The organism is Lentisphaera profundi, assembly GCF_028728065.1.
Taxonomy (GTDB): Bacteria; Verrucomicrobiota; Lentisphaeria; order Lentisphaerales; family Lentisphaeraceae; genus Lentisphaera; species Lentisphaera profundi.
On sequence record NZ_CP117812.1, the window covers coordinates 743,794 to 770,556 of the forward strand.

General features: G+C 41.0%; 25 protein-coding genes. 15 read left to right on the plus strand and 10 right to left on the minus strand.

Annotated features, from left to right (window positions below; genetic code table 11):
- Window positions 1-118: 118 nt before the first annotated feature.
- Entirely contained in the window at window positions 119-1,234 is a 1,116-nt protein-coding gene (locus PQO03_RS14505) for an ROK family transcriptional regulator (protein WP_274153907.1), read from the plus strand.
- Between the two features lie 202 nt (window positions 1,235-1,436).
- Here PQO03_RS14505 and PQO03_RS14510 read toward each other — a convergent pair whose 3' ends face one another.
- Window positions 1,437-1,727: a hypothetical protein gene (locus PQO03_RS14510; protein ID WP_274153908.1), complete on the minus strand. Its 291-nt coding sequence runs from the start codon at window positions 1,725-1,727 to the stop codon at window positions 1,437-1,439.
- A 73-nt stretch (window positions 1,728-1,800) separates the two neighbouring features.
- Complete coding sequence (locus PQO03_RS14515; RefSeq protein WP_274153909.1) at window positions 1,801-2,832, minus strand: Gfo/Idh/MocA family protein; 1,032 nt, start codon at window positions 2,830-2,832, stop codon at window positions 1,801-1,803.
- A gap of 115 nt (window positions 2,833-2,947) precedes the next feature.
- On the opposite strand from PQO03_RS14515, the gene PQO03_RS14520 reads away from it, so the two are divergent.
- Both PQO03_RS14520 and mnmE read left to right on the plus strand, forming a co-directional pair.
- Window positions 2,948-3,808, plus strand: a complete 861-nt coding sequence (locus PQO03_RS14520) for a hypothetical protein (RefSeq protein WP_274153910.1) — start codon at window positions 2,948-2,950, stop codon at window positions 3,806-3,808.
- Window positions 3,792-5,168 carry a tRNA uridine-5-carboxymethylaminomethyl(34) synthesis GTPase MnmE gene (gene mnmE, locus PQO03_RS14525; RefSeq protein WP_274153911.1) on the plus strand — a complete coding sequence of 459 codons (1,377 nt, stop codon included), beginning with the start codon at window positions 3,792-3,794 and terminating at the stop codon, window positions 5,166-5,168. The genes PQO03_RS14520 and mnmE overlap by 17 nt, the downstream gene beginning before the upstream one ends.
- Here the strand turns inward: mnmE and PQO03_RS14530 are convergent, their stop codons facing one another.
- Window positions 5,169-6,425, minus strand: a complete 1,257-nt coding sequence (locus tag PQO03_RS14530; protein WP_274153912.1) for a valine--pyruvate transaminase — start codon at window positions 6,423-6,425, stop codon at window positions 5,169-5,171. It lies immediately after the preceding gene.
- Window positions 6,426-6,538: 113 nt separating this feature from the next.
- Window positions 6,539-8,965 carry an InlB B-repeat-containing protein gene (locus PQO03_RS14535; protein WP_274153913.1) on the minus strand — a complete coding sequence of 809 codons (2,427 nt, stop codon included), beginning with the start codon at window positions 8,963-8,965 and terminating at the stop codon, window positions 6,539-6,541.
- A gap of 159 nt (window positions 8,966-9,124) precedes the next feature.
- Here PQO03_RS14535 and PQO03_RS14540 point away from each other — a divergent pair, with 159 nt between their 5' ends.
- Window positions 9,125-9,874, plus strand: a complete 750-nt coding sequence (locus PQO03_RS14540) for a TrmH family RNA methyltransferase (protein WP_274153914.1) — start codon at window positions 9,125-9,127, stop codon at window positions 9,872-9,874.
- 14 nt (window positions 9,875-9,888) lie between these two features.
- On the opposite strand, the gene PQO03_RS14545 is transcribed toward PQO03_RS14540, so the two are convergent.
- Complete coding sequence (locus PQO03_RS14545) at window positions 9,889-10,785, minus strand: hypothetical protein (protein ID WP_274153915.1); 897 nt, start codon at window positions 10,783-10,785, stop codon at window positions 9,889-9,891.
- 74 nt (window positions 10,786-10,859) lie between these two features.
- On the opposite strand from PQO03_RS14545, the gene PQO03_RS14550 reads away from it, so the two are divergent.
- Both PQO03_RS14550 and PQO03_RS14555 read left to right on the plus strand, forming a co-directional pair.
- A complete protein-coding gene (locus tag PQO03_RS14550; RefSeq protein ID WP_274153916.1) occupies window positions 10,860-11,684 on the plus strand; it encodes a DUF6576 domain-containing protein in 825 nt (274 codons plus the stop codon).
- Entirely contained in the window at window positions 11,677-12,363 is a 687-nt protein-coding gene (locus PQO03_RS14555) for a DUF4197 family protein (protein WP_274153917.1), read from the plus strand. Before PQO03_RS14550 ends, PQO03_RS14555 begins: the two co-directional genes overlap by 8 nt.
- 54 nt (window positions 12,364-12,417) lie before the next feature.
- On the opposite strand, the gene ylqF is transcribed toward PQO03_RS14555, so the two are convergent.
- Together ylqF and PQO03_RS14565 are read right to left on the minus strand one after the other, a co-directional pair.
- Complete coding sequence (gene ylqF / locus PQO03_RS14560; RefSeq protein ID WP_274153918.1) at window positions 12,418-13,377, minus strand: ribosome biogenesis GTPase YlqF; 960 nt, start codon at window positions 13,375-13,377, stop codon at window positions 12,418-12,420.
- On the minus strand, window positions 13,374-14,612 hold the full coding sequence (locus tag PQO03_RS14565; RefSeq protein ID WP_274153919.1) for a hypothetical protein: 1,239 nt from the start codon (window positions 14,610-14,612) through the stop codon (window positions 13,374-13,376). Before PQO03_RS14565 ends, ylqF begins: the two co-directional genes overlap by 4 nt.
- 245 nt (window positions 14,613-14,857) lie before the next feature.
- Here PQO03_RS14565 and PQO03_RS14570 point away from each other — a divergent pair, with 245 nt between their 5' ends.
- Genes PQO03_RS14570 through PQO03_RS14580 form a run of 3 tightly spaced genes read left to right on the plus strand, consistent with a single transcriptional unit; the run spans window position 14,858 to window position 17,521 of the window.
- Window positions 14,858-16,336 (plus strand): NfeD family protein, encoded by a 1,479-nt coding sequence (locus tag PQO03_RS14570; protein ID WP_274153920.1) that lies wholly within the window; start codon window positions 14,858-14,860, stop codon window positions 16,334-16,336.
- A complete protein-coding gene (locus PQO03_RS14575; RefSeq protein ID WP_274153921.1) occupies window positions 16,329-17,030 on the plus strand; it encodes a lipoate--protein ligase family protein in 702 nt (233 codons plus the stop codon). Before PQO03_RS14570 ends, PQO03_RS14575 begins: the two co-directional genes overlap by 8 nt.
- Window positions 17,030-17,521, plus strand: coding sequence for a low molecular weight protein-tyrosine-phosphatase (locus PQO03_RS14580; protein WP_274153922.1), 492 nt, complete (start codon window positions 17,030-17,032; stop codon window positions 17,519-17,521). Before PQO03_RS14575 ends, PQO03_RS14580 begins: the two co-directional genes overlap by 1 nt.
- Here the strand turns inward: PQO03_RS14580 and PQO03_RS14585 are convergent.
- The gene (locus PQO03_RS14585) at window positions 17,518-18,897 is read right to left on the minus strand and encodes an MATE family efflux transporter (RefSeq protein WP_274153923.1); all 1,380 of its coding nucleotides are present in this window, start codon (window positions 18,895-18,897) and stop codon (window positions 17,518-17,520) included. The two genes, PQO03_RS14580 and PQO03_RS14585, sit on opposite strands and share 4 nt — an antisense overlap.
- 254 nt (window positions 18,898-19,151) lie before the next feature.
- Here PQO03_RS14585 and PQO03_RS14590 point away from each other — a divergent pair, with 254 nt between their 5' ends.
- Window positions 19,152-19,505 carry a glycerate kinase gene (locus PQO03_RS14590; protein WP_274153924.1) on the plus strand — a complete coding sequence of 118 codons (354 nt, stop codon included), beginning with the start codon at window positions 19,152-19,154 and terminating at the stop codon, window positions 19,503-19,505.
- Window positions 19,438-20,166 carry a glycerate kinase gene (locus tag PQO03_RS14595; RefSeq protein WP_274153925.1) on the plus strand — a complete coding sequence of 243 codons (729 nt, stop codon included), beginning with the start codon at window positions 19,438-19,440 and terminating at the stop codon, window positions 20,164-20,166. Before PQO03_RS14590 ends, PQO03_RS14595 begins: the two co-directional genes overlap by 68 nt.
- Here the strand turns inward: PQO03_RS14595 and PQO03_RS14600 are convergent.
- Together PQO03_RS14600 and waaF are read right to left on the minus strand one after the other, a co-directional pair.
- Window positions 20,156-21,604 (minus strand): FtsW/RodA/SpoVE family cell cycle protein, encoded by a 1,449-nt coding sequence (locus tag PQO03_RS14600; RefSeq protein WP_274153926.1) that lies wholly within the window; start codon window positions 21,602-21,604, stop codon window positions 20,156-20,158. The two genes, PQO03_RS14595 and PQO03_RS14600, sit on opposite strands and share 11 nt — an antisense overlap.
- The gene (waaF, locus tag PQO03_RS14605; RefSeq protein WP_274153927.1) at window positions 21,605-22,684 is read right to left on the minus strand and encodes a lipopolysaccharide heptosyltransferase II; all 1,080 of its coding nucleotides are present in this window, start codon (window positions 22,682-22,684) and stop codon (window positions 21,605-21,607) included.
- Between the two features lie 161 nt (window positions 22,685-22,845).
- On the opposite strand from waaF, the gene PQO03_RS14610 reads away from it, so the two are divergent.
- The 4 genes from PQO03_RS14610 to purB all read left to right on the plus strand — a co-directional run bounded on the left by PQO03_RS14610 (window position 22,846) and on the right by purB (window position 26,739).
- Complete coding sequence (locus tag PQO03_RS14610; protein WP_274153928.1) at window positions 22,846-23,112, plus strand: hypothetical protein; 267 nt, start codon at window positions 22,846-22,848, stop codon at window positions 23,110-23,112.
- A gap of 8 nt (window positions 23,113-23,120) precedes the next feature.
- On the plus strand, window positions 23,121-23,987 hold the full coding sequence (locus tag PQO03_RS14615) for a hypothetical protein (RefSeq protein ID WP_274153929.1): 867 nt from the start codon (window positions 23,121-23,123) through the stop codon (window positions 23,985-23,987).
- A 65-nt stretch (window positions 23,988-24,052) separates the two neighbouring features.
- Window positions 24,053-25,228: an OmpP1/FadL family transporter gene (locus PQO03_RS14620; protein ID WP_274153930.1), complete on the plus strand. Its 1,176-nt coding sequence runs from the start codon at window positions 24,053-24,055 to the stop codon at window positions 25,226-25,228.
- Between the two features lie 86 nt (window positions 25,229-25,314).
- A complete protein-coding gene (gene purB, locus PQO03_RS14625) occupies window positions 25,315-26,739 on the plus strand; it encodes an adenylosuccinate lyase (protein ID WP_274153931.1) in 1,425 nt (474 codons plus the stop codon).
- Window positions 26,740-26,763 lie beyond the last annotated feature (24 nt).

Consider the following 26,763-nt stretch of genomic DNA (forward strand, 5'->3'; position numbering starts at 1 on the left):
AAATTGTATAATTTTAGTAAATATATACCTTTAATTTATTCATTGATTGAACTTTAGTATAGTATTGAAGTCAATCAGTGAGTATTGAAAAAATAAGGTGGGGGATTACTATCCAGTTATGAATGATTTACAGAAAAGTATGAACCAGCAAAGTGCAGCTCAATATAACCGCCAGCAGGTCTTGAGACTCTTGAGAGTCAATAGGGGACTAAGTCGTGTTCAGTTGTCTGAGCGTACTCAATTACAGAATTCAACCATGTCATATATTATCCGAGATTTTATTAATCGTGGAGTCGTGGTAGAAGGTGAAAAACTCGAGGGCGGGGCTGGCTATAAGAAGCAGACATCGCTTGTAGTTAATCCTGGATTGGGTTGGGTTATTGGCATAGTTGTGCAAAATGTTTATGCTGAGTTAGTTAAAGTAGATTATGCAGGTGAGATTATTGACTCATGTAATTTTGAGGTAGATCCAGATATTACGACTTTACCTGCGTATCTTAAAAATCGTTTAGAAAATTGGTTTAAAGAACGAGGCTGTCCACCTGGACCTCTCAAAGGAATATGTTTGGGCTTGCCTGCAATTGTGGATCATAGTTCAGGAAGTATAAAAAGCTCCTCGTTTTTTAATGTTCAGAATTATCCTATTGCGGCTGAGATGAAAAGTCTTTTTCCAGGTGCTGAAATCATGATTGATAATGATGCGAGGCAGGCAGCTATGGCCGAATTAGTGCACAAAGATACCGATTCGGGTAATTTTTTATTTTATTATATGAACTATCAAAAAGTAAGTAAGGGAGTTAAGCCTTGTAGCTTTAGTTCCGTGATGTTTGTGAATGGCCAAATGCTCAATGGAGCCAATTCGTCGGCAGGTGAACTGTCTGGAGTCTTGAAACCGCATGATCCACCTTTCCTTTCTTTAGAGGAATGGGACTTGCTGCAAGACCCTGATGGTGAATTGAGTCCAAGTTTAATGAGTTTAGGTTTATGGGTGTTGCCTTGGTTAGAAGCCTTGAGTTGTTATTCTGATCCAGAAAGTGTGGTTATGGGTGGTGCTTTGAATTGGCAAAATAAGAAACTCTTTAAGATGATTAATGAGTATTTAGCGAATCGCCTGCAGACACTAGGTAAGAACCCAATAGAAGTGCGTCGAGCCAACTCTCCTGTGCAGAGTGTTGCTTATGGTGCAGCGAGTTCTCTCTTAGATCACTTATCAAAAGAACTTATACAAGCTTAAGAACTAAGCGTTGAAGTTTGTGGTACTCAGTTGCAATAGCGCTGTGATTCATTTTACTATTTATAATAGAACTACTCATACTTGATTGAGGCAGTGATGTAATAATTCTTGCTCTGAACTCATACTTCATAAATCTTATCTCTTTAGGCATAAAAAAAGACCGCAAGAAGCGGCCTTTTTAAAATTCATAAGTTAGATCAACTTAGAATTGTGCAATCACGTTGTTGATTTGACCAACGAGTTTGTCAGAAGCTTTCTGTTCGAGAAGGTTTGCTTCTTCGCAACGGATGTTCTTTTTGAAAACTGTAGTGATTTGATCGCCATCAAAGTTTTGGACAAATAATCTCCAAAGCTTTCTGCTTTCTGTTTCGCCATTGTTACGAAGGCTTTTTTTAGCGCGGCGGCTTACATAGTTGAGCGTAATAGAAAGTCTGCCAGCGGCAAATTTTTCTTGTATCTCGGCCCAAGTTAGTCCTGAGGGAAGTTGTTCCATCATTCTCTCCAACTTTGTTAGTTAATAATATTTCGGAATCGTCAGTATAAATAGCTTTTGCTTATAAACAAGCTTAGTTGAGTTCTTTTTTTATGCTAGTGAGTAATTTATGCATATTGTAAGCATTAGAAAAGTTCGGTTCTAGGGTGTTGTCATTTTTGCGTATGGCATTGATGAAGCTACGCCAGATATTAGGGCCTTGCGGGCAATCGACTTCAGACCAGAGGCCGTTCTGACGATCGGGGCCAGTACAGATCCTAAGGCTTGGTTCGCCATCCTTGATTTTGAGTGAGAGTCCACCTTTGTCACCATAGACGCGTAGTCTTAGTGAGTTGACTTCTCCAGTTGCCCAGCGACTTAAGTGAAATGAGCCAAGTGCGCCCCCTTTCATTTCGGCCATGATAACGGCAGAATCACTGGCGTCTAATTGAGTGTCGCCCAGGCGGTTTCCGGGAACATCTTTACGAAAAGATCTTTTACAGGCTTCGATTTTACTTATATCTCCAGCGATAAATGAGACGCAGTCAAGTAGTGTCAGACCTAAATCATCAATCACACCATGGCCGCCAAATTTTTGGGTCATTCGCCAGAGTAAAGACTCGGAAGTTTTCCAGTTGCCCTGAGTTTGTGTACTGAGCCAAGATTGTAGGTAACTGGCTTCAATATGCATAATTTTTCCTAAGCGACCAGATTTGACTAAGTTTGCCGCTTTGTGTACTTCTGGAATGCCTCGAGTTTCATAAGAGACTAGATTGATGATGCCGGCTTCATGAGCTAAGCGCGACAGTTTAGCGGCATCCCTCGAGTTGTTGGTGAGTGGACGTTCACATAAAATGTGAATTTTGTACTGGATAGCTGATCGGCAAGCTTTGAGCTGAGCGTGAGGAGGGACCGCCACAATGAGAGCATCTGGTTTTTCTCTTGTGAGCATATCTTCTATGTTCGGGTAAAAGGTTTTGATGCCATGCCTAAGTGAAAAGTCTCTTGCTTTCTTGTGGGATATATCACAACAAGCACAGAGGTCTACACCGCGGATATTTTTGAGTTCTGTCGCATGTAAATCTGCAATGGCCCCAGTTCCAGTTATTGCTATACGAAGGCTCATTGATAAGCGTCCTTAGTCTTGACAAAGAAGAGCTGCCAGTTAAATTGAGCGAGTTTTAAAATCATAATTTATAAGTGAGATCAATTTGATGAAATTTTTGAGGAAGTTATTCCTAGTGTTTATATTGTCAGCCTGTTTTTTTGAAGTACAGGCGCAGGTTCAGTACGGTTTGTCATTTGATCGTAAAAGATACCTTCAATACGAGAAAATCCAAGTGACCTTTACGGTGGTTAATAATTCAGGGACTCGCTTAGCTTTTGGCGCGAATGAAAGAAGTGGTAAATTAAAGCTCCTTGTCGTTGATCCAGAAAATCGCCTGATCCCTGCTTATGATGTAAAATTCAATCCGATGAATGGTTTGGTTTTGGCTGCGGGTGAGACCAAGTCTTTAGTGTTTAACATAAATGAACACTTTTCTTTGACGCGCTTAGGGGATTTTAAAGTGTCAGCGTCAATGACCCATCCGACTTTGACTGGCTTGGCTTTTGAGACGCCGCAAACGACTATCTCAGTTCAATCAGGGACGATGCTGAAGAAAAAAACCTTTGGTGTGGTCGATTTGGAAGATAGTAATATGATACACGCTAGGAGTTATGAGATTATTGCTTTCAAAGAGGAAGAAGGGGATATTGTCTGCCTAAAAGTGTATGATAAGAAATGGGTTTATGCTCTTTTGCGTTTAGGGCCCTATGTGACGGGTGTTAAGGTTAACCATGATGTTGATACCTTCTCTAATATTCATACAATGATTCAAGTGAAACCTCGCGTATTTATTCATATGGTTTTTTCAGATACGGGTGCGATTAAACAGTTTATAGTCTATCGAGCAACATTCGAAAATGTTCCAATCATGACGCGAGATTCAAAACTCGGGACGGTGCGGATTTTTGGTGGCGAAAAACTCGTTGAAGGTGAAGATTTCATTCGTGTAGGTAATACACTCGAGTTACGTAACGTGGATGCTGACCTTAATTAATATGGATCATGATACAATTGCAGCGCTAGCAACCGCTCCCGGAGGGAGTATAGCGATCATTAGAGTTTCAGGTGAAGACGCACTTAGTATTGCCGGCAAGGTTTGGCGCGGTCAAAATGTTTTAGAGATCAATGAACGAAGATTAGTCTTGGGTCAAATGTTTGATCCAGAGACTGGTGAAGCCGGTGATCAAGCAATGGCAGTGTATATGAAAGGACCGCATACCTATACAGGTGAAGATGTGGTTGAATTTCAATGTCATGGTGGGAATTTCACAGCAAAGCATACCTTGATGTGTGCACTAAAGGCTGGTGCGCGTGCTGCGGAAGCGGGTGAATTCACCAAGCGAGCCTTTGTTAATGGCAAGTTGGATTTGACGCAAGCAGAAGCGGTAATGGATGTGATAAGTGCTGGTTCTGAGAAAGCTATGCAAATAGCAGTTAATCAGCTAAATGGTCGTTTTGGTAACGAGATTCGCGGAATGTATGATCAGTTATCTGATTTATTGGCCGAATGTGAAGTTCGCATGGATTTTGTTGAAGAGGATTTGAATTGGACACCTTCTGAGATGATGAATAAGACTCTGAATCATTCAAGTACATTAATGAAACGCTTACTCGAAGGTCGTAAAGATGGAGAAGTTTTACGAGATGGGGTGAAAGTTATTATTGGCGGTCCTCCAAATGCGGGGAAGTCTAGCTTGATGAATCACGTATTAGGTCGAGATAGAGCGATAGTTACTGATATAGCAGGAACCACTCGTGATACTCTGGAAGAGCATACAAGGATCCGTGGGATCCCTTTGAAAATCACTGACACTGCTGGTATTAGAGAGGCAGATGATATCGTAGAGAAGACGGGTATTGAGCGAAGTAAGCAGGCTTTAGGTGAAGCGCAGTTGATTCTTTGGTTGATGGATTTATCAAAGCCTTTGAATGAGCAGTTACCACCAAATGACTTTAAACTTGATGCACCACTTATTATTATTCTAAATAAAAGTGATATAGCCATCGATCAGGAATTGCCTTCTTTTTTTGAAGAGGCAAAAGCTTCTTCAGTTAGGATTTCAATCAAATCGGAAGATAATCTAGATCGCTTGTATGATTTGATCGAAGAAGCGGTGTGGCAGGAAGATCATCATCATATACCAGACGTTGCGGTGAATGCTCGTCATAGTGTTCTTTTAGAGCAGGCAGTTGAACAGATTGGAGACTGCCAGGCTTGTATAGATAGTGAAGCGTGGGAACTGGTTTCAGTGCACTTGCGCGGGGCTTTGGATCCCTTAGGAGAGATTCTAGGTTTAACACTAATGCCTGATATACTGCATACGATTTTTGGTCGTTACTGTATTGGCAAATAATTAATTGTAGAGAGAATTGATTTCCTCTGCAATAATTTGTATACCTTTTTCAACAAGTGAGTCTTCACTCGAGTAGGTCATGCGTATGCATTCGTGCCTGTGAGGCCAGTTATCTTCTTTGAGTCCTGGGAAGAAGTGATGGCCGGAAACGACGAGCACATTTTTATTTTTTAGGCGTTCATAGAGCTCTTGAGAGCTGATGGGGAGATTTTCAAACCATAGCCATAGGAACATGGCGCCTTCTGCTTTATGGATATGCCAAGGTATATCTGGAGGCAGGTGAGTGTGTAATAATTTGATGGCCTGAGTCGCTTTTTTTTGGTAGTATGGCTTAATGACTTCTGAGCTGAGTTTTATGATATCTTGTGTTTTGATGAGATCTAAAGCTAGTTCTGCTCCAAAGCTACCTGGAGCTAAGCTCATTACTGAGTTCATAGAAGCTAAGGTGTTAATGATGGGTTTGTCAGCAATAACAATACCCGTTCTTGCGCCTGGCATTCCCAATTTAGATAAGCTTAGGCACATGACAAGAGATTTGTTCCAGCGGGATTCTATATCCGTGAAAATAATACCTGGGAAAGGTGCACCGTAAGCATTGTCAATAATGAGTGGTATATCGTGTTCTTTAGCAATTTCTTCTAGTTGTTTAATTTCGTCATCAGTAATGACATTGCCGGTGGGGTTAGTGGGGCGAGATACGCAGATTGCGGCGATGTCTTCATCGATCGCGAGATTATCAAAATCGACGTGATATTTAAAGGTGTGTTTGTCTATGTGTTCAATTTTAGGACGTCGAGAAGTGAAGACATCATCTTCAATGGCAGCGTCGCCATAGCCAATGTATTCTGGAGTGATGGGGAAGAGGATTTTTTTTACTTGTCCGTTGCAGTCACTGCCACCAAAAATATTAAAGAGAGAAAAGAAAGCGCTTTGGCTACCAGGCGTAAGGGCAATGTTATCTTCGTCGATATCCCAGTCATATAAATTGTTGAGAAGCGCCGCTAGAGCCTGACGAAATTTCAAGTTTCCCTTTGGGCCATCGTAGTCGCCTAGCATAGTCTCGAAATGAGATTCTGAATTTAGAAGAGCCGTCATACTTTTGCGTAAATAATTTTGAACTTCAGGAATGTGGCTGGGATTGCCTCCACCCATCATGATCATGTCTTTATTTTCGCTTAATGCTTTACCTAATTCGTTCATGAGTTCGACGATGCCGATGTTAGAGGAGAATTTGTTGCCTAGGCGTGAAAGTTTCATAGTAGTCTATATAGGGATATTTGAGTTAGAGATTTTTGCGGGTTTTCTAGTGTCATAAATGGCTAAATAAAAAGGCCGGTTAGAAACCGGCCTTTTTAACAAGTGTTTAGCGTTTATTTTTTGCTATACGTCCAGGTGACTTCACTTGTTTTTACTTGGCTCAATTGATTCATGCTACCAATATGAGAAACCTCGATATATTCCATGCTTTCTTCAGGAGACGTTACTTGGAAGTTAGTATTCTGCTCACATACTTCCTCTCCTGCGATGACCGTGGCTTTAGCACTGAGAGTAAAAGAAGGGTAGCTCATGCGTAGGCTGGCCGTGTGAGAACCAATCTTCCAGCCATCATTACTTGGTGCAGGAACTTTGAAGCTGATAAATTCATCTTGAACAGTAGGTTCTGCTAGTTCACCATTAAACATGACGTATCCACTTGGGTGCATTTCAGGGAAGATGCTTTTCCCAAGAGTTATATTACTTGGTCGTTTAAATTGGGTGAATGTGGCAGGACCCACGCTGAAGTTGTGCTTGGCTTTGCCTTCTTGAGCAAGAAGTTTAGTCGCAACAATTAATTGATTGTGTTTGACTTCAAAAGTTCTTTCTATTGCACAGCCAAAGTTAGCATTAGCACGACTAGTAAGGATTACTTTTCCGAGAGAGGCGGTGAGTTCAGCGGCAGGTGCGCCATCGAATTCATAGGCAGGAGGAAATTCTCTCTTAAGTAGCATGTGATTGAGCTCTACAGGAGCAATCCATACGCGTGATCCGCCGATATCATTCCAGTGATTAATTGTATCATCACGAGAAAAGCTCTGTCCAGCAATATCTTCGTTTACCCAAAGAGCGTTTTCTTTGCCGCCAGGTGTGCCTAGGTAAACAACTCTTCCTACTTCAGGAGAAACAATGATTTCTAGTTCTTTACTAGCCAAACTTATGCAGTTTTTCCAACCCATGAAATCAGTGAATGTGATAGTCGCATGGCCTTTTTCTAGCATGTCAGGTGCTTCTGTGTGGGTCATTGCAATTTTATCAAATTCTTTGATTTGACCTTTCAGGGGAGTGACATCTAAAACATTACGTTCAGCAGGACTGTTATATATAGTGCCTGGAATATTGTTTGTAGCTTTTTGGTGAGAGTAGTATTCGTTCTTCGTTTCAGAGATGACTTGTCCCTCATTACTCGTAATGGTGAGAGTATTCGGTTTTGGGTTAAAGTCAGCGATTACTGTCTTTGGTTTATCAGCAATAATATCTACTTCAGCATTTTCAATTTGGGCAGTTTGGATATCTCCGGCCCAAAAGAAAGTTTCGCCATCTTTTACAGGAACGGTGATGTTGTCAATTGAATCACCCTTGTTGAGCCAGTAGGTGCCTAGGAGTTCTTGGCCATCGCCAGACTTCTTGATAACTTTGACAAGAACTTGTTCTACCCAATTAACATTAATTTCTTGATCAGAATCAAGGACGGTAGTGCCGGTAGCAGGAACAGCAAGGAAGCGAATACCTTTGATGTCTTCAGTAGGAGAGCTAACTGACCAAGTGACTTCAGAACCACGAGCGTGGAGTCCTGTGCCAGTGATTTCGCCGTGTGCACTATTTATTTTAAGATCGAACTCTTTCTTCAAGAAAATAGCTTTTGCATCGACGCCACCATCAACAGCAATTGTGACGGGGTTTGTTTGTGAGAGCTCATCGCTAATGCCTTCCCACTTTACGAACTCATAGTTATCGTCTTTAGGAGTGGCCATTAGAGTGATTTCTTCGCCGTGATTCATCCAGCCTGCAGGAGATTCGACGCTGCCGTTGCCATTGGAAGTACTTTGGACGAGGAATTCATGTTCCCATACTAAAGAGATTTTTTTATTGTCATCTAATACAGCAGAACCTGTCTTCTCACGAGCGACCATACGTTCTGTTTCGTTAAGAGCCACAGGAGAGTTTACTGACCAGGCAACTTTTGAGCCACGGCCGTATGTACCAGAGCCTACGGGTTCACCGAATTTACTATCTATTTGAAGCTTTACGTTATTAGAAAGGAAGGCCGCTGCAATATTTCTTGGGCGATCCATCTTTATAGTAATAGTATCACCAGTGATTTCAGCGCCTTCGGTATCACCGATCCATTCATTGAATGTGGCATTGTCATCGTTTTTAGCTTTGATTGTAACTGAGTCGCCAACTTTGACCCATTTATTTTGTATAGAAACAGCGCCGTATCCCTCAGGATTGTCTGCTTTTACGTGGAGGGCAAATTGTTTTTCGTATTGAAGGTTGATTGAACGGCTATCAGACATGTCCATTTCCACTGCTACATCAGGTTTAATGTGACGTGTAATTGCAGGGTTGTTTTTCCAGTCTTCACCGTAGCGTGCAGTTCTTTGCTCAGGAGTCAAGAAATTGACGTCTCTCACGTCGTAGACTTTAGTTGTAGGTATAGCGGCATTTTCAGCAGCTTTATTTTGTTGTTCAGCATTATTACTTTGGCAAGCGCTAAGTGCTACCGCCACTAAAGCAGAAGTAAATGTACGTTTAATCATCGAGTTACTACTCCACAGAGTTCATTATTGACACGTTCTTTTGATACAAATTGTATTTGATATAAATAAAATTTACCAGTCTGAGTATAAAATGCTATCTCTTTGTAAAAAAATCCGTGGCAGTATTATCATTTTTTTCACTAAGATGTATGATTTTGGATGAATAAATCCCTTCCGAACAAAATTAAGCAAGAGTTTATGAAATTAAAAACTCGAGGCGGACGTCGCAAATCTGAGTATTTTCTTTGCGAGGGTAAGCGCTGTTGTGAAGAAGCCATGCAGTATGCAAAGGGCGATATCTTTTGTCATGTAGTGCTCGATGAATCTGATCTAAAAGATGAATATCAGCATGAATATGTACTATTAGATAAAGAGATTGCGGAGTTAAGTTTAACGGAAAATCCTCAAGGCGTGCTGTTGTTAATGCGACGACCAAGGCAGTACGATTTATTGCCAAGTGACCTGAAGCCATTTGTACTAGTATTAGATGGTATAGCAGAGCCGGGGAATATGGGGACTATGCTACGAACCGCGCTATCTGTAGGTTTAAGTAAAATAGTATTGACTTCTGGGACTGTGGATCCTTATAATGCTAAAGCTGTGAGAGCTGGTATGGGCGCTCAGTTTAGATTGGATTTTGTCTTTGTAGATTCTTTGGCGTCTTTAGCCGAATCGTTTGCTCATAATAAATTTTGGCTTACGAGTCCGCGAGCTGAGATTTCTCTCTATGATAAGGATTTTGATTTATCAGAAAGTTTTTTAGTCTTTGGTGAAGAAGGAGATGGGATTAAAGATTTTTCTATGGGAGAAAGGGTGACGATACCGATGCCAGGTGAAACGGAGTCATTAAATGTAGCTCAAGCGGCAACGCTCTTTTTGTTTGAAGGAGTGCGCCGTAAATTGGTTTGAGCGAAGGCTAAGAATTACTTATCCTTGTTTACCATATCAGTTACTAATTGTTGGATCTCGCTTTCTGTGATTTGAGCTGAGAGGCGTAGTTGAGGCGCCGTATTTAAGAATTTAATACTTTGACGCATTTCTTTGGGAATAGGGCTGAAACCAATAAGGGTGCGTAGCATATTTTCAGTACTATTACATGCTTCGATATTATTGAAATCCCCTGTTAAATCGATTTCTAATGATTCTTTTAAAGTCGCTTTTCCTGAGAGCTTTTTAATATCTTTGAGCTGAGGGGGTAAGAGCTCACTCTGTATTATTAGTAAAGACAGAGCATGAGAAAAATCAATTTGTGAGGCTAAAGGTCTGATCGCAGTTTCCCGCTTACTGAGGGTCGCTAATAATTCATTTTGTTGACCGATGAGGATTATACGTGGACTGACTTGAGTACAAAAACGACTTTCTTCTTTTCGGGAGATACGGAAGATATTTTTGTTTTCAAAAAGGAGGCGCTCTCCGCTGAATTTAGCTGATTTGTTGATTAGGAACTGTTCGTAGTACTCATCGAGATTAATCGCTTCGTTAAGAGTTAGGATATACATTTCATTCGCACTAAGAGAGACGGTGATCTTATCAAAATTCTCAAATGTGATTTGCAATTCTTTCAGAATTTTGAATTCTTTGTTTTTTCCTATCTTAAGCGCTAGAAAATCCCTCGCACTAGGAGCATTAATTAAACTTTTGAGATTGAAATTCACAAGGCCAAAAGCTTTAGGATCGATAAAATCCTGGGCATGGACTTTTTTTATAGTTTCAATTTTGTTGTTCTCTTTGCAAGAGAAAAAAAGGATCGGGCTAATGGCGAGTAGAATAAGTGGGTAAAGTTTCATAGTAATAATAATAATGTTTAAATTGCGTGGCAAGCTAAGCTCTGTTTCGGCTAGCTACAAGGGATTTAGCCTTTACTTTAGTCGGAATTATTGAGAGGGCCTTATTAATGTTAGCAGATCGTGATTATATAAAAAGTTCTAGTAAGGGGCATTGGCCTCTTATTAAAGTGCTTGTGGGCGTTTGTTTACTTATTAATATAGCGGTGTTTTTGTCTGACGGACGCTTATGGGAAGTATTTGCTCTTAGTGTGGATGGCTTGAAAGATTTTTCTGTATGGCAAGTTTTTACGAGTCTATTTTTAGCTTCTTCACCACAATTATTTTCTTTCATTTTTGATGTTTTAATTCTCTATTATGCCGCCATGCGCTTAGAGGAAATGTCGGGGGAGCAAAAATTAAAAACCCTTTATAAGAAAATATTCATTTCTCTTGCCCTGATGATGCCAGTTTTATTGGTTCTATTTCCTTTTCAATATTTTTCATTTTTATCCGCTCTTATGTTAGGGACGGTGTGCACTTATGCGTGGAGCTTCTATGCAGTTAAAACGCGTTTTTATATTTTCTTTATTTTGCCTTTAGATTTGTCAGGGAAAAATATTCTGTATCTCATCGGAGTGTATGCCTTATTAGTTGCATGGACGAATCAATGGGCCTTGTTAATTATATATGCTGTCATGGCTACCGTTGCGTATCAGCATTGTAAGCGTGGAGTGAAGAGGCAGAAGAAAATTAAAAAATCCCCGAAACAAGATAAAAAGAGAGTGAAACGCAATGAAATTCAAAAGGGATTTAAGCGCATCGTGAAAAAAGATCTTGCTGACCCTGAAATAGATGCGATCTTAGATAAGATTTTAGAGGGTGGAATGGAGAGTTTGAGTCCACAAGAAAAATTATTGTTAGAATCAAGGAGTTCTTTAAGTGAGAATGATTAAATTTGCAGTGCTGTTGTTGAGTTTGTTTTTAGTAGGCTGTGCTGACTTACAGGATGCTATGCCTGGGATGAGTTATAGTGATAGAACGCTGCTTAAAGGTATTAAAGCTTGTGCCAGTTATAGTATGGATAAGGCTATTTCTGACGTGCAAGTAAAAAAAATTGGCGACATTTGTTGGGAAGCAAATGCGGACAATTTAAAAGATTTTGAATTGATCTTAAGCAAGCTAAAGAAAGAAGAGCAAATTATTGCACTTAAAGGCTTATTAAATCAGGCGATTACCCTTAGTATAAAAACGGAATCTCCGGTAGTGATGGGGAGCGTTGATACGCTAGTGGTGAAAGAAGATCCAGACTACTTGATGGAAAGTAGTTCAAATGCGATTTCCGCATATTATATGCAGAACATAGAGTTCAAAACGACGATAGGAAAGGCAATTCAGGAAGCCTTGGACGAAAACGGAGCGCAAGGTATTTTTGATGAATTAGTGAAGCTCTATAATGAAATTCCCTACCAAGAAAATGGAGTTGAATTGATTCTGAGCGAAGAATTGAGCAATTGTGTCTTTGTTTTAGTATCTAAACACATGGCTGAACACGAAGAGGAGTTAAGACGTAATCCACTTCTGCGGTCAACACAAGTGTTGAAAAAGACTTTTGGTGACTATGATCCTATGTGATCAAGCAGCCCTTAAACCTTAAGGGCGTTTAGGTCTTTAGGGCAATGAGCGGGCTTAGCTTTCCTTGTCTTCTTCCGCGTCCATGTTGATTTTGGCATCAGGCCATAGGATGGTTACGTCACTCTTCGCTTGGGAGTCAGGGTGAATGTCTAGGGTCATCTTACCAAATTTCCCATCGGTATATTCACGTAAGATATATTCTTCAGTTTTACGGATGTCGGGCATATTTCCAGGAAGCTTATAGCCCATTTTAGCTGAAATAGTTTCCAGTATATGGTCGTAATCAGTGACGGGAAATTTCACGCCAAAACTCTTTAAGTGATTATAGTTTTCGTGTTTAAATAATTGAGAAATTAGATAAGTAACTAAAAGGCTTTTGCCAATAAGGTCCTGTTTGACGGCATTGATTAGGCCGAGGCGAAGGCCACATTCCACTAAGGGGTTGCCAGGGGGCATAATGCCCGGAGTGTCTAAGAGCTCCATGTCGTCGGCTAAAGTAATCCACTGTTGCGAGCGTGTGACGCCAGGACGAGGTCCAGTACGTGTAGATTTTTTTCTATTGAGGGCATTGATTAATGAGGATTTTCCTACATTGGGAACTCCCACAATCATTAGGCGGATGGGGCGTAAAAGAGGGCGAGTAGCACCTTTTTTCTTACGGTCTTCTTTAATAAGCTTTCTTGCAGAATCAGTAATTTGTCTGAGTCCACGTCTTTTTAAAGTTTCGGTAATGACGTAATCGCAGTTTTCGTATTTTGACTTTAGGTATTCGGCCCATTCTAAAGTTTTTTCATCCTCAGCTAAATCGGCTTTGTTTAGTACGATTAAGATGGGTTTAGTGGAAGTGATTTTGATTAAGCCCTCGTTGAGAGACGAAATTGGTGTGCGGGCATCTGTGAGGATCACGACCACGTCAACAAGCTTAAGTTGTTTGCGAATGTCGCGAGTGGCTTTTAGCATGTGGCCAGGGTACCAGCCTACGCCTTTGACAAAGGAGAAGTCGAAGTTTATCATTTGAAAAATCCTTCTAGGCTTGGGAGTGGAAGACGTTCATCTTCGTGAGGGTTAAGGAAGACTTTGAATTTATCCTTGACGTGATTATCGAGCCAGCTGAGGAAATCAAAAATAGGATTTATATCCCAGTGAACTAAGCCCATGACATCCTTTTTGTCGACATGTGAAGGGTTGTAACATACACCTGGTTGAATGCCTTCTAAGATGAGTCCTTTGACTCCGTCCATTTCGCTTATTCTACGAACAATTTTTTTAAGTCTTCTAGAGATTAGAGGTGATTGCCAACAGAGTTCTTCGCTAACGAGTTCGCAGCAATAAGCTTGGGAGCTAGGGACAGCGAATGAATGATCTGGCCAGCTAAGGCCGCGATGGATATTAAGATAAAGATAAGCATTTTCCTCTGTAGTTTCAGAGAGATTTCTTTTTAAGCGTTCGAAATCAACTTCTTGACCAGCATTTTTGAAGGGGATATATAGTTTGCTATGATCGGGAATAGTGAGTTTATCATTTTCGTTGTTCCAGGCAATGTGCCATGTGAAACGGTAGTTGCGTTGAGCAGGTAAAAAATCTTCGCAACAGGCGAGAGGCTCACGAATAAATTCAAGACCATTTTTGTTTAAGTTGATTTTATAAGATCCGCTCTCAGGGTGATAACCTAAGTTCTCTTCCCAGCGCCAGACGTCAAAGCCTGTGCCTACTTCAATATCGATACCATCTTTTCTATGGAAAATGATTGCGATAGGGGGACGATGCCAATGGCCAATCATGAGTTCTTTGCCTTTCCAATCAGGAATGTCACGGGTGTAGGGTTCGCTACCTTCTGATTGATGCTGAGCAGGAGGGATTACCGTGAAAGCTACGTATTTACCTTTTAGGTTTAATGAGCCAACTGAAAAATGGCGATTAATGGTCGTACCTTTTCTGATGTTGATATCTTGAGTAACACGAAGGAGGTTTTTGTGGTAACGGCAAGTTTGCATGAATTCACTCTCGCCTCCGTAAGGTAAGTAGCCTTCGCTTTCAACTACGGATTGACCCGCTTTATGATATTCTTTCACTCTGCGAGTGATGCATTGGCTATCTTCGAGCCCGCTAATAGAGCTTCTGATATCAGTAATAACTGATTTATTTTCGATTTTGATTTCACTTGGTCCACCGCAGCTATCTACTGAGTGGTAAGCTTGCCAGTTTTTTTCAATGACGTATATGTTTTTATCTTCGTCTTTTTCGATCATATTTATTTCCGTTGCAACTGGATACGTTGCCTTGTTTGAAAGCGTTTTAATTTTTCGAATCTAAACCTTATTACTTATAGATGAAACTGCTTTGATGATTTTTTCTTTATTTAAGCTAAATCCGTGATCTGCATTCGGCTTATAAGTCTATAAATGAAAAATCCTTAATAAAGTTTGCTCAAACATGAATGAGTCCTTGTTTAGGAGGAGCAAGAAGTTAATTTAGGGGACATAGGGAATGTTATATGAAATACGTACTAATTTATTTAATGAGTTTAATGGCGATCTTCGCCCAAGAAATCGAATCTATAGAAGTGGAACTCGATCAGAGTGTAGAACGTTCGAAGCTTTTACAGGGTTTAAAGAATAAAGGACCAGAAGCGGTGGTCTATCATATTGACTTAGATGGTGAGTCTGGAGAAGAGATGACCGGGCGCTTGGGGCGTGCTTTGGATGCGGCTAAAAGTAATTATGCCGATGCCTTGCTTATTGATTTAAGAAATATAGAAACAGATATCTCGCGAAGTCTTTCCCTTAATGAACAAATCTTGAGTTTTGCAGGACCAGTATTTATCTATGCCGAAGGAAAGATTAGCGGGGCGGCAAATTTATTTCTATTGTCTGGTGATAGGATTGTTTTACATGATCAGGCAGTCTTAGCCTATGCTGAGCCAAAGATGTTTAATGATAAAGAACCCGATTTAGAACAACGAAAAGAGTTACGACTAATGTCTTTGAAGGCTTTTACGGAAACTGCACGAGCGCGCGGATATGATGAAGGCTTAGCGAAAAGCCTTGCTGATAGCCGTGTACCTTACAATAGGTCGGGGATTGCGCATAATGGAAATGAAGGGCGATTTTCAGTCTCCGCGCAACAATTGGCATTGGAAGAAAATGGTAAAGTTATCTTAACAAAAGATATACTTAGTTCCTTTGATGATTTTAGAGCTTCTTATTTAGGAGAAGCTGAGGTCGTACGCTTTAAAGAGAGTTCATCATACCTATTGGCAAAAAGCCTCATGCCATATTTACCTGCGATCTGGATTATTGTCATGCTTGCGGTGTTTATGGAAATGAATACACCTGGCTTCGGCGTAGGGGGCAGTATTGGCTCAGTAGGTTTGATATTTTGTTTATATCTCCAGTATCAGTTGGGGACAGCGGGGGTGTTAGATATTAGCTTAATTTTCATCGGTCTAGGGCTCTTAATAGTAGAAGTAGTGGTTTTGCCGGGTTTTGGTATTGCGGGAATTTTAGGGATTCCTGTTTTTGGTGCTGGTGTAGTGATGAGTTTTATCGATTTTAGTGCTTTGCCGAAAAATGAGATCATTCGTAGTTCTTATCTCATGGATTCTTCAATGTATGCAATGTTTAACTTATCGGTCATTATTCTCGGGACCTTTGCGGGAACCCTAGTGATAATGTATTATTTGCCCAAAATGAAAGTGAGTAGCAGTATTGTATTAGTTGATGGTAACGAAGATATAAGTATGAACTCAACTATCGGTATTGAACCTGAATTAGTTCAGGGGCAGGTGAGTGCGGCGGTTTTACTTCACAGCACCGGAGAAGTGATAAGTGATTTAAGGCCTGTGGGCTCAGCAAAGATCTGTAATGTTTATTTAGATGTGATTACTCATGGAGAAATGTTGGATCAAGGGACGAAAGTTAAAGTGACTGAGGTTGAAGGTAGTCGCGTAGTGGTCGAGGCTTTTGATGACTAAAGAAAAATGGTTTTTATGGCAGGATGATCAGCATTCTCCCGCGCGAAATATGGCAATAGATGAAGCGCTTATGGAGTCGGCTATAGATCTTCCTGGTCCACTTTTACGTTTATATGAGTGGTCGACTAATTCGATTTCCTTTGGTTATACGCAAAAATTTGAACGTATTCCTCAGGAAGGTTATGATTTAGTTCGTCGCCCGACTGGTGGAGGAATAGTCTATCACCAGCATCATTTTACTTATACAGTCGTGCTACCGCCAAAACACTGGATAGTTAAAGAAACGAAGCCAGTTGAGAGTTATGCTTATTTAAATCGCTGTGTACAATCAGCTTTACAGAGTTTGAGTTTGACTTCTTCACTTGCTCAAGAAGAGATTCCAAAATCTGTAGATCGTGCAGGAATGGTCTGTTTTGTCACCCCGACACGTTATGATTTACTCTCTGATGAAAAGAAGATTGCAGGGTCGGCCCAACGACGGAGCAAGTTGGGTATGTTGCATCAAGGGTCGATTGAGTGTGAGGGACATGATTTTTTAAATGCAGCTGCTTTACGAGAGGTGATGCCATTAGGCTTTGAAAAGATCATTCCTTGTGAGTTTGAAGATTATTCACCTTTGGAGATGATAAAGCAACGAGTCGATGAACTCGAAAAAGATAAATACTTGAGCTCGAAATGGAATCAGAAACGCTAATGAAAAAAGTGCTTTTTATATGCCTCGGAAATATTTGTCGATCACCGGCCGCGGAAGGGGTGTTTTTGTCGAAGTTAAGTGAGCGAAACTTAGAAGGTGAATTCTTGGTCGATTCGGCGGGTACAAGTGCTTACCATAGTGGAGCTCGTGCCGATGAACGAATGATAAGTCATGCAGAAAAACGCGGCTTCGATTTAGCATCGCGATCACGTAAGCTTCTTAGTGAAGATTTTGATAGATTTGATTATATTATTGCAATGGATTCAAGTAATTTGAAAAATATGCAACAAATTTGCGGGGAGCGCAAATGCCTGGCGCAAAGTTTATTGATGACTGATTTTTGTCGTGAGTTTGAGGATGCGCAGAGCATACCTGACCCTTATTATGGCGGAGGTGAAGGGTTTGAGCGAGTGCTCGATCTTTTGGAAGACTCATGTGAAGGCTTAATTGAGTACCTTCTAAATAGTTGCTCAAATGAAGCTTATTCTTAATTGAGGATTTTTTTAGTTTTCCAAATACCGGTTCTAAATCTTAGATAATATAAGATTCCTATGATGATGATTAAGGCAGTGAAGGTCAGCCATACTAGTATGGGATCTAGTGCAAATACATTGATTTCGATGTAAGCCAGTATGCAGGCACCCCAAAAAATGACAAAAGTTAAACATGTTGGGTAGATAAGATCGCCTGCGCCTTTAAGTATACCTGCATAGACAAGGTGAATGGCATCAAAAGTCATATAGATGCAAGCAATACGCAGCATCGTACTGGCCATTCGGCTTGTTTCGTTTGCTTCACCATTAGTGAAAAGCATCGCAAGTTCAGGTGCAAAGATAAAAAAGATAGTCGCTAAAGTACCTGAATAAAGCATGGCGATTTTTAAAGCGTTATAGCTCGTGCGTTCGGCCAGTTTCGTCTTGCCCATGCCAATATACTTGGCACTCAATGCGATTACCGCAATTTGGACTCCTGTCATAGGTAAGTAAGAAAGCAGTTCCCAGCTAAAGGTGATGGTGATTGCTGCAGCCGCGACGGGTCCCGCGGAGGCAAATATAAGGATGAAAAAATTAAAGCCTGAGAGTTGGAGTGTGAATTCAATTCCTGCGGGCAAGCCAAGTTTCATCAGGGATTTCATGATATCGGGGCAATAGCGGATACTAAGGTGTGTTTTGTGGCTTGTGCGGTATTTCTCACAAAAGTAGTAGTAAACTAAAATACACAAAACGATAAAAGATGAGATCACAGTTGCCCAGGCAGCGCCAACAATACCGAGTTCAGGAAGGCCCCATTTCCCAAAGATAAGTGCGTAAGTTAAAGGGATATTAACAAGTACTCCTAAAAGTGCGCTTTTCATGATGATGATGGGTTGTCCAATTCCCGAAAAGAAACTGGCTAAGACGCATCTGAGTAAAGTGATTATATGTGCAGCAACCAAGACTTGATAATACTGAGTTTCGAGTTGCAGTAAACGGCCTTCATGACCACAGAAAGAGAAGAAGTCTTGAGCAAAGGGCAGCGTAAGGAAAAGCAAAGGAGCGAAAGCACAAGATAAAATAATTCCTTGACCAGCAGCCAAAGAGGCTTCTACAGGAGATTTTTTACCCGTGAATTGACCAGCTAAAGCATTGACTTGGGAAAGTAAACCAAAGAAAAGGGTGACAGAAAGAAAGGAAGTGAGGCCGCCTGAAAGGGCTGCAGCCATATCGATGGGTGATTTGCCCGCTAATAAGTAACGGTCGGTAAACATCAGTATAGTATCACTAGATTGGGTGATGATAATGGGAGTGGCCTGTATAAGCACGGCCTTGATGCCCCCGGGACCTCGCCAGGATCTTTTTTGTGATTCAATAAAATTGTGGAATATCATGGCCTTAAAGATGCTTGAGCTTTACTAAAATAAAAAGCTTGATCTTGAATAAGGATGAAAGTTTTTCTATGAGATTTTTTTAAAGTAAGCTGAATTACTATTAGCTTAATAGGGGTTTAATTTTTATTTGTGAGTTCAATATGAAATTAGTTTTTGCTTTTGATTCTTTTAAAGGGACGCTTTCGGCTAAGCGTTTATGTGAGTAATCGCTAGATTTCTTTGCTTGTCATGAACCTTCCTGGGATTGCTACGCAATGCCTTTGGCTGACGGAGGAGAAGATACCGCAGAGATTTTAGCAGATAACCTCAATGGGCAAATTTTGTCAATGGGTGAAGTTCAGGGGCCATTGAAAACGATGCAGAGTGAGGGCGTTTATGTTGAGCTGTCGGAGGGACGAGCGGTAGTAGAAATGGCCCAGGATTCGGGTTTGGCGCAATTGGGTTTGAATGGTAAAGATCCGATGAGTTCAAATACCTTTGGAACGGGGCAAGTTTTAGCTTATTTGATAGATGCAGGTGTCAAGGAAATTTTATTAACCCTTGGGGGAAGCGCAAGTAGCGATGGTGGGACAGGTGCAGCAGGCGGCCTTGGGCTGGAAGTTTTTTGATAAAGCAGGTAAAGAATTTATACCCAGTGCGGGAACATTGCTCGAGATAGAATCTCTGGTGGCGCCGAAGGATATGGAATTATGGCCTAGGATTTCAGCCCTGTGTGATGTGCAGAATCCAATGACAGGAAAATCTGGCGCAGCCTATGTTTTTGGACCTCAAAAAGGCGCAAGTTCAGAGCAAGTCGTTTTGATCGATCGCGGACTGAGGCATTTAGCACATTTGTTTCGAACTCACTTGAAGAAAGATGTAGAAGCAGTGGCAGGATCTGGAGTGGCGGGAGCTTTCGGAGGGGGTGCGATGGCAATGATGGGAGCGCAGTTAGTGCCTGGGATAGAAACCATCTTAGATTGGTGTGGGGCTGATGAAGTATTAAGTGGAGCAAATTATTTAGTGACAGGGGAGGGCTGTTTAGATTTAACGTCGTTTAATGGGAAGCTTGTAGGAGGCATTTGTGAACGCTATCAGAATAATTCTAATTTAAGTATATGTCTTATTGCTGGGGTCGCTAAGCTTGATTCAGCTTTCACTGAAGCTAAAGGTTTAGCTTATGTGGGAGAATGTCGGAAGCCCGGTCAAACTGAAACAGATGCTTTTGCTAAGGCAGAAGAAAATTTCCTTGAATCCTTGGATGATTTTTATAAATTCATCAAGATTTGAGTTCTGTTAGTTTATCAGCGGACTCAATCCCTTTTCTATGTATATAAATACTTTGTAAAATTCCAATACAAATTAAAGCTGAGACAATTGATGAACCGCCATAACTTATGAAGGGGAGCGGGATTCCGATGAGTGGCGCTACGCCCATAGCCATGCCGACATTTATGTAAGTGTGGTAGAGGAATAGTACGGCAATAGAGATGGCCATGTATTTGCCAAAGGGATTTTGTGCATAGCAGGCTATGCGCAGTGCGCTGACAAATAAGCCTAATTGTAGCAGGATGACAAGCGAGCCAATGATAAAACCTCCTTCTTCAGCAATGACAGCATAGAGGGAGTCTGTAGTCGATACGGTTTGTGGTAAAAAGCCGAGCCTGACTTGTGTGCTCTTGCCAATGCCTTTGCCTTTGAGGCCTCCGCTACCTATGCTTAGTATTGATTGTCGTGCGTGCCAACCTTCGGCTAGGTAAAACTGCTTTAAGCTGACAAAGGCCTTGGTGTTTGGGTAATATTCTTCTTTTGTTAGGGGGATTTCGTTTTTCTTGAGTTCATATAAAAAGCTTTTATCTGGCCTTGATGAGCTAAGAATTTTTGGTATTTTTTTATATTCGATGTTTTTCTGTAGTGCAGTCTTTTTGATCAAGATAAGTTCATCGATATATTTATATGGACTACGCATGAGTTCCATTTTTTCTAAACAATGAATGGGAAGTTCGTTTTTTTCGCCAAGTTTACGTGCACGAGCAATCGCAATGGGGTGTGATACCGGATGGATAAAAACATCGATACGTTTTTTTTGGTGATCTTGGAGCATGAAATATAGAGCGGGAGTCATGATGGCGATGGCGATGATAGGGTAGATAATGTAGCGTTTTCGTATGCCTGCAACAAACAAAACTGCAATAGTAATCGGGATAAATGTGCTGGCTGAACCAAAGTCAGGTTGGAGCCCTACTAGGAATGCGGGGAAAAAGCCGATAAAAATAACAGGGATAACGTGCCAAAATTCACTGAGCTTACGGTGTGCCTGTGAAGCAAAATAAGCGAGGGCTACAATCGTTGTAGGTTTTGCGATCTCAGCAGTCTGAAGTGTGATTGAGCCTACTTTGATCCAGCTTTTGGCTCCATTGATAGTTTGTCCAAATAATAAAACGGCAATAAGCATGAATATACCAAATAGGTATATCTGCCACCAGAAATGGCCGAGATAGTTGTAGTCGACGGCCGCTATAATGAGGCTTAGTATGGTGCCGATCAGGATCCATCGTATTTGTTTAGTACCATAATCTGCAAGGAAGCCTTGGACTTGTTCTCCGACTCCATGAATGTACGTAACGCTAATAAAGAGCAATAATGCTGTGCATATAGTAAGGGTTAAGTCAAAACGACTTAGTCTTTTTACCCAAGCGGGTAAAGCGTTGAACTTTTGTCCACGCATTTAGTCTAGACTTTGAAGTTCGTTGATGATCATCTCGGGGCTAGCTGAGCTAAGGCAGTGATACTGATTTTCTGTTAATGGGCAGATTTTCTTTAGGCATGGTGAACATTCAGGCTTTGTCCAGACTATTTTCCAGCGACCACCTAAGGGGCCAGTTGCGAATGGGTCTGTGGAGCCAAATATTGCTACGCCTTGAGCACGAACACTAGCGGCAAGGTGCATTGCCCCGCTATCGTTAACGACGCAGAACTTAGAGCCAGAAAGGATATGCATAAGTTCAGGGATACTAGTTTTTCCGACTAAGTTGATCGCTTGTGGAGATAAGTCATGAACTTCTTTGCCGACGGTTTCCTCGCCGGGCGCTCCTAAGATAGCAACTTTTCCACCTTGCGCGATCCACCAGTTTGCGATCTCAGCATAATGACTTACGGGCCATTGTTTGGCGGGGCCAAAAGCTGCACCGGGCGCGATGTTCAGCCAAGTATTGGCTTCTGCTTGGTAGCCTAATTCGGCAAGTTTTTCCGAGTTGATTTGTGGCTTCGCGGGTTCGAAGTGATCGTTCCAGCCTTGTCCGCCACTTATATAGGCAAGTTCTAGGTATTCTTTAAGTTGATGGTTGGTGTCTTCTCCAGGACTTCGATAAAATCCTGGTAAGCGTCGATTGAGCATTAAGCTCCTTGCTCTGCCGCCGCGTCCAATTCTCAAAGGAATACCTTTAAGAAATAGGTCCATTGCAGATCCGAATGAGTTGGGGAAAATCACGGCAAAGCCGGGCTTAGCTTTTCGTATGAGTTCGGTCTCTCTCCGCTTCACGTGTTTATGATCAATTGCAATGACTTGGGTGACCCAGTCAAAGCTTTGCCAAAAGGAAGCTAAGTTTTTTTTACATAAGATGATAAAGGGAGCATTCGGGGGGAGGCTTTGCTTGATTTTGTAAATAGCAGGGAGAGTCATGACGGCATCCCCTAACCAGTTTACAGAGCGGATGATGGCGCCGCGTTGCCTAAGGTGATTTGGGATGGTTTGGTGGAGCTCTTGGGGTGCTTGTCCTATTTCAGCCTGGTAAAATTCTAACTTCATAAAATCCTGTATAATTTTGTCAAATATAGTTTGTTAGCTCTATATAACTAGAAAAAGGGAGAAAAATCTGTTTAAATTGAATAATAGTCATATAGAACTCTTGTACACAGTATAAGAATGTTTTACCTTCGGAGTATAGTTAAAAAATTATGCGATGCGTTATGAGAAAAGTTTTAGGAAAACACGAAAAGCCAATGGCGTTTCAATTACAAGATGGGTTTGCAAGATACCTGTTTAGTATTGTGGCGACAATTTTGGCAGTTTTTCTAATTCACGTTCTCGTTAATAACGGCGTTGATATGTTTAACTTCATTGATATTAATTCCGCCGGTTCCGGGGGATTGACACACGATGATGAAACGGTTGTATGGCTTCGCAGAGGCTTGTCAATACTCGCAGCATTTTATTGTTTTAAAAGAACCAGTTAGGAGAAACCATGGGCACACTACTACTACTTTATCTCGTATTCGGCACAGGCATGATATGGGGTTACACAAAATCTAAGCAAGATCCAAGAAAACCAATTCCAAAACTCATCTCAATGGTTAGTGCCATTGCCATTGTAATGGTAGCTATTCTATCCCCTCTAATTAATGCAGGTCCTGATCGAGTGGAAATTGAAGATCAGTACAGAAAATCTAGACTAAATAGCCTTGCGGCAGATTTAGCAACTAAGGTGACGGGAGCAGGTAAGGTTCTAGTGATCCATAGTTATGATACTAATAACGAAAGAAGTAATCAGCATTTACAAAGATCTTTGTCCTACCTACAAGAAGGTTTTGCAGGTAAAGCCTCTATTCATAAATTCATCAACCCAGCGCCACCAACAAAAAATCCTGACGAAATGGAAATGATGGAAGAAGTTACTGGTGAGCAACTCCAGGCAGTTTTAGAAGCTTATGCCGAATGTGATGTTGTCGTCTTTTTATCTTCTTTGCCTTATGGCCGCGATCAACTGAAAGATATGGAAGTTTTCTATATGCCTCCTAGCGAAAAAGACAAAGGTTATGTAGAAGAAGCTTTTCCAGACTTTGATGAGACGAAGTTACCTATAATTGGTGTTTCCGTAAGTTCTAGTGTGCGTGAATTGAAAGATTACATCAAAATGGGTAGGATCTCTGCTGCGATTGCTTGGAATCCATCTAAAGATTTCACTCAAGTAACGAATCCTCCAGACTCAGAAGTACTCAAGGAGTGGTTTGATCAGCGTTACCTACTTATTAATTCTTCAAATGTTGATAGCCTAGATGCGGCACACGGCAAACTTTTTGTGGTACCTAAGCCAGCAAAAAAGAAAAAGTAAGAAATAAATAATTTTTAAAATCGCAGGCTTTGAGTCTGCGGTTTTTTTTTATCAAATGGTGTAAAATGAAAAATATTTTTTATGCGGGAGTGATGATTTTTTTATCGGGCTCACTGTATGCAACAGTTGCTTTGTCTACGGGCACAAATCAAGCTGCTCTAGCAGGTGGTGGTGTGGCAGCACCCCAAGATTCCACATGGGTAAAATTAAATCCTGCAGCAATTGTGGGGATGGGCAATCGAGTCGACCTTAGTCTCGAGTACTTACGTCCACAAAATGAAGTTAAGATGGGCGGGGGCGGTCTTCCCAATGCAATAGAGAGTGAAATTGATGATACGGGGAACTTGTTTTTCCCCCATTTCTCTATGGTCGAACAGTTGGATAGTAAATCAGCATATGGTATAGCTTTGTTTGTTAATAGTGGCTATTCCTCTGATTATTCAGACTCCCGTTCCACTCCGGGTCAATTTGGGAATTACGATCGTAAATTAGAATACAATTCATATAAATTATCACTTGTTTACGCACACGAATTTAATAATGGTTGGCGTGTCGGTTTTGGCCCTAATTTGAGCTACGCACGAGTACGAACCGATATGCTAGCAACTGACGCGCCTCTCCGTCAAACTTCTGGCGATAATGAATGGGATGATAGTTTTGGTGCGGGCTTTCAGTTAGCCGTACATCGTCAGTGGGATCGCTTTGCTTTCGGTATGTCCTATACATCTCGTGTGTGGCATTCAGAATTCGAGAAATATGATGATATCACATCTCACCCCTTAGATATGCCTAATATATTGCAGACGGGTATAGCCTTCAAGATAAAAGAAGATTTGACATGGACTTTTGATTGGCAGTATTTGAATTGGAGTTCTGTTAGTGCCTCGGGTGATAATGTGACAGATGGAGGTTTTGGATGGAGCAATCATAATATTTTCAAAACAGGCCTAATTTGGGAAGCTAATGAGCAGTGGACACTAAGAGGAGGTTATTCATGGGGAGAAGCTCCTATAGATAGTGAAGCAGCGTTTTCAAATGTTTTTGCTCCGATTATTATTGAGCATTATGCTTCCTGTGGTTTTTCCTATAGACTAGATGAGGAATGGGAAATTGGAGCAGCTTATATACATGGATTTGAGAATACTGTGACGGATAATGGAAGACAGATCCCTGCAGCAGAAGGAACCGAGGTTACTTCGTCGGTTGATATCGTTAGTGTAGGTTTAACTTATTACTTTTAAGACTGTTAATTTATGTTCTAAGCGTTGTAGATTTTCTATTCATTCAAGCTAAGTTCCCAAAACATTTAAATTAATAAGGAAAAATTATGTCTAAAGATAGATATGAGAATCCCTTGGTAGCACGCTACGCTAGTAAGGAAATGAGTTTTATTTGGTCTCCACAAAAGAAATTTTCTACTTGGCGTAAGCTATGGTTAGCTTTGGCTAAAGGTGAACAAGAACTTGATATGCCCATTACAGATGAGCAACTCAAGGATATGGAAGACAATTTAGAAAATATTGATTTTGATTTAGCAGCAAAATACGAACGTGAACTTCGTCATGACGTAATGGCTCATGTCCATGCTTGGGGAGATCAGATTCCAAGTGCAAAGCCAATTATTCACCTTGGTGCGACGAGTTGTTATGTAGGCGATAATACTGACCTCATTCAAATCCGTGAATCTCTTGAACTCGTAGAGAAAAAAGTTGTTAAGCTTATCAATGTTTTAGCTAAGCAAGCTAAGAAATATAAAGATCTTCCTACTTTAGGTTTTACACACTTCCAGCCAGCTCAACTCACTACAGTGGGCAAACGTTGTACACTTTGGTTACAAGACTTCTTGATTGACTTAGAGGAGCTTCGTCATAGAATTGACACACTTCCTTTCCGTGGTGTGAAAGGTACTACTGGAACACAGGCAAGTTTCTTAGAATTGTTTGAAGGCGATCACGAAAAAGTAAAAACACTCAATGTTCGTGTGGCAGAATTGATGAATTTCGAAAAAGTTATTCCTGTCTCAGGTCAAACTTATACCCGTAAGATTGATTACCTTGTTCTTAGTCAATTATCGGCCATTGCTCAATCTACGGCTAAAATGGCGGGTGATATCCGTTTGCTTTCCAATTTGCAAGAAATTGAAGAGCCGTTTGAATCAAAGCAGATTGGTTCAAGTGCAATGCCCTATAAGCGCAATCCTATGCGTTCTGAGCGTATCTGTTCCATCGCTCGTTATGTTATGAGTTTGACAGAAAATGGTGCACATACTCACGCGAATCAGTGGTTTGAGAGAACTTTGGATGATTCTGCTAATCGTCGTCTATCGCTTCCAGAAGCCTTTTTAGGTGTGGATGTAATTTTGACCTTAGCGACAAATGTTATTGATGGTATGGCAGTGTGGCCACACGTGATCAATAAAAGAGTGATGACCTACTTACCGTTTATGGCAACAGAGAATATTATTATGGTTTGTGTTAAAGCTGGTGGTGATCGCCAAGATTTACATGAAGCCGTAAGAATTCATTCTGTAGCGGCTGCACAAGTGATGAAAGAGGGTGGTGAAAATGACTTGTTAGAGCGTATTGCGGGCGATGATATTTTCGCGGCAGTGAAAGATAAGTTAGATACATTAACAAACCCATCTGATTACATTGGTCGTGCATCACATCAAGTTGATGAGTTTATTGACGACGTAGTCATTGCTGAAGTCGGCGAAGTCGAAGAAGTTAAGATGGATGACATCATTAACTAAATTTTTATTCAGCTGATTTGCGCC

Coding starts and splice junctions, on each gene's coding strand:
- mnmE (WP_274153911.1), top strand. CDS start 3,792: ATGCTGACCTTAATTAATATGGATCATGATACAATTGCAGCGCTAGCA.
- PQO03_RS14540 (WP_274153914.1), top strand. CDS start 9,125: ATGAATAAATCCCTTCCGAACAAAATTAAGCAAGAGTTTATGAAATTA.
- PQO03_RS14575 (WP_274153921.1), top strand. CDS start 16,329: ATGACTAAAGAAAAATGGTTTTTATGGCAGGATGATCAGCATTCTCCC.
- PQO03_RS14555 (WP_274153917.1), top strand. CDS start 11,677: ATGATTAAATTTGCAGTGCTGTTGTTGAGTTTGTTTTTAGTAGGCTGT.
- PQO03_RS14590 (WP_274153924.1), top strand. CDS start 19,152: ATGCCTTTGGCTGACGGAGGAGAAGATACCGCAGAGATTTTAGCAGAT.
- PQO03_RS14565 (WP_274153919.1), bottom strand. CDS start 14,612: ATGATCGAAAAAGACGAAGATAAAAACATATACGTCATTGAAAAAAAC.
- PQO03_RS14515 (WP_274153909.1), bottom strand. CDS start 2,832: ATGAGCCTTCGTATAGCAATAACTGGAACTGGGGCCATTGCAGATTTA.
- PQO03_RS14610 (WP_274153928.1), top strand. CDS start 22,846: ATGAGAAAAGTTTTAGGAAAACACGAAAAGCCAATGGCGTTTCAATTA.
- PQO03_RS14530 (WP_274153912.1), bottom strand. CDS start 6,425: ATGAAACTTTCACGCCTAGGCAACAAATTCTCCTCTAACATCGGCATC.
- PQO03_RS14510 (WP_274153908.1), bottom strand. CDS start 1,727: ATGGAACAACTTCCCTCAGGACTAACTTGGGCCGAGATACAAGAAAAA.
- PQO03_RS14535 (WP_274153913.1), bottom strand. CDS start 8,965: ATGATTAAACGTACATTTACTTCTGCTTTAGTGGCGGTAGCACTTAGC.
- PQO03_RS14550 (WP_274153916.1), top strand. CDS start 10,860: ATGTTAGCAGATCGTGATTATATAAAAAGTTCTAGTAAGGGGCATTGG.
- PQO03_RS14570 (WP_274153920.1), top strand. CDS start 14,858: ATGAAATACGTACTAATTTATTTAATGAGTTTAATGGCGATCTTCGCC.
- PQO03_RS14505 (WP_274153907.1), top strand. CDS start 119: ATGAATGATTTACAGAAAAGTATGAACCAGCAAAGTGCAGCTCAATAT.
- PQO03_RS14620 (WP_274153930.1), top strand. CDS start 24,053: ATGAAAAATATTTTTTATGCGGGAGTGATGATTTTTTTATCGGGCTCA.
- PQO03_RS14585 (WP_274153923.1), bottom strand. CDS start 18,897: ATGATATTCCACAATTTTATTGAATCACAAAAAAGATCCTGGCGAGGT.
- PQO03_RS14600 (WP_274153926.1), bottom strand. CDS start 21,604: ATGCGTGGACAAAAGTTCAACGCTTTACCCGCTTGGGTAAAAAGACTA.
- purB (WP_274153931.1), top strand. CDS start 25,315: ATGTCTAAAGATAGATATGAGAATCCCTTGGTAGCACGCTACGCTAGT.
- waaF (WP_274153927.1), bottom strand. CDS start 22,684: ATGAAGTTAGAATTTTACCAGGCTGAAATAGGACAAGCACCCCAAGAG.
- ylqF (WP_274153918.1), bottom strand. CDS start 13,377: ATGATAAACTTCGACTTCTCCTTTGTCAAAGGCGTAGGCTGGTACCCT.
- PQO03_RS14580 (WP_274153922.1), top strand. CDS start 17,030: ATGAAAAAAGTGCTTTTTATATGCCTCGGAAATATTTGTCGATCACCG.
- PQO03_RS14615 (WP_274153929.1), top strand. CDS start 23,121: ATGGGCACACTACTACTACTTTATCTCGTATTCGGCACAGGCATGATA.